At 69.2% G+C, this 1,838-nt stretch carries 2 protein-coding genes; both read left to right on the top strand.

The genetic code is table 11. From position 1 onward, the window contains the following. The first annotated feature begins 14 nt into the window (after positions 1-14). Entirely contained in the window at positions 15-800 is a 786-nt protein-coding gene (locus tag ACGFSA_RS35090) for an electron transfer flavoprotein subunit beta/FixA family protein (RefSeq protein WP_393310226.1), read from the top strand. A gap of 75 nt (positions 801-875) precedes the next feature. Beyond that, on the top strand, positions 876-1,838 hold the full coding sequence (locus ACGFSA_RS35085; protein WP_393310224.1) for an electron transfer flavoprotein subunit alpha/FixB family protein: 963 nt from the start codon (positions 876-878) through the stop codon (positions 1,836-1,838).

Raw genomic sequence — 1,838 nt, 5'->3', positions numbered from 1 at the left:
GTAGGAGAGCCGGCGTGAGCTTGAGGATCGTTGTCTGTGTGAAGTATGTGCCCGACGCCACCGGTGACCGGCACTTCGCCGATGACCTGACGCTGGACCGTGAGGATGTCGACGGTCTGCTGTCGGAGCTGGACGAGTACGCGGTGGAGCAGGCGCTGCAGATCGCCGATGAGGCGGATGACGCGGAGATCACTGTGGTGACGGTGGGTCCGGAGGATGCCAAGGACGCGTTGCGCAAGGCGCTGTCGATGGGTGCGGACAAGGCCGTTCATGTCGAGGACGACGATCTGCACGGTACGGATGTGATCGGTACGTCGCTGGTGCTGGCGAAGGCGGTCGAGAAGACGGGTTACGACCTGGTGATCTGCGGTATGGCGTCGACGGACGGTGCGATGGGTGTGCTGCCGGCGGTGCTGGCGGAGCGGTTGGGTGTTCCGCAGGTCACGCTGCTGTCCGAGGTGAAGGTGGAGGGCGGCACGGTGACCGGGCGTCGTGACGGTGACAGTGCCAGTGAGCAGCTGCAGGCGTCGTTGCCGGCGGTGGTGTCGGTGACGGACCAGTCCGGTGAGGCCCGGTATCCGTCGTTCAAGGGGATCATGGCGGCGAAGAAGAAGCCGGTTCAGTCCCTGGACCTGGAGGACCTGGAGATCGAGGCGGACGAGGTGGGTCTGGCGGGTGCGTGGACCGCGGTGGATTCCGCGGCGCCGCGTCCGGCCCGCACGGCGGGCACGATCGTCAAGGACGAGGGCGAGGGCGGCAAGCAGCTCGCCGTCTTCCTCGCGGAGCAGAAGTTCATCTAGGCGCCGGTCGGGCCGGAAGGCCGGTCGGGCCCGTACATCCCTCTCACCCTCGTTTGCGCAGGAGATTGAAGTCCCATGGCTGAAGTTCTCGTCTATGTCGACCACGTGGACGGTGCCGTCCGCAAGCCCACCCTGGAGCTGTTGACGCTGGCCCGCCGGATCGGTGACCCGGTCGCGGTGGCGCTGGGCAATGGTGCGGCCGGCACCGCGGCGGTGCTCGCCGAGCACGGTGCGGTCAGGGTCCTGACCGCCGAGGCGCCCCAGTTCGCCGAGTATCTGGTGGTGCCGAAGGTCGACGCGCTGCAGGCCGCGTTCGAGGCGGTGTCCCCGGCCGCGGTGCTGGTCCCGTCGTCCGCGGAGGGCAAGGAGATCGCGGCCCGGCTCGCGGTCCGGATCGGGTCCGGGATCATCACGGACGCCGTCGATCTGGAGGCCGGTGAGCTGGGTCCGGTGGCCACGCAGTCCGCGTTCGCCGCGTCGTTCACCACCAGGTCCCGTGTCTCGAAGGGCACCCCGGTCATCACGGTCAAGCCGAACTCGGCGCCGGTCGAGCCGGCCCCGGCCGCCGGTGCGGTCGAGACCCTGCCGGTCACGTTCTCCGAGCTGGCCACCGGCACGAAGGTCCTGTCCCGCACCCCGCGCGAGTCGACCGGGCGCCCGGAGCTGACCGAGGCCGCGATCGTGGTCTCCGGCGGCCGTGGTGTCAACGGTGCGGAGAACTTCCACATCATCGAGGCGCTCGCCGACTCCCTCGGCGCGGCCGTGGGCGCCTCGCGTGCCGCGGTCGACGCCGGCTGGTACCCGCACTCCAGCCAGGTCGGCCAGACCGGCAAGTCCGTCTCCCCGCAGCTCTACATCGCCTCCGGCATCTCCGGCGCGATCCAGCACCGGGCCGGCATGCAGACCTCCAAGACCATCGTCGCGATCAACAAGGACGCCGAGGCCCCGATCTTCGACCTCGTCGACTACGGCATCGTCGGCGACCTCTTCCAGGTCGTCCCCCAGCTCACCGAAGAGGTCAACTCCCGCAAGGGCTGA

It is taken from the genome of Streptomyces sp. NPDC048496 (assembly GCF_043200055.1).
In the GTDB taxonomy this organism is placed as follows: Bacteria; Actinomycetota; Actinomycetes; order Streptomycetales; family Streptomycetaceae; genus Streptomyces.
The sequence above is the reverse complement of the archived record's forward strand: the minus strand, read 5'-3'. Positions and strand labels throughout refer to the sequence as shown.

Excerpts from the sequence above, each read along its gene's own strand:
- ACGFSA_RS35085 (WP_393310224.1), top strand. The coding sequence starts at position 876 with ATGGCTGAAGTTCTCGTCTATGTCGACCACGTGGACGGTGCCGTCCGC.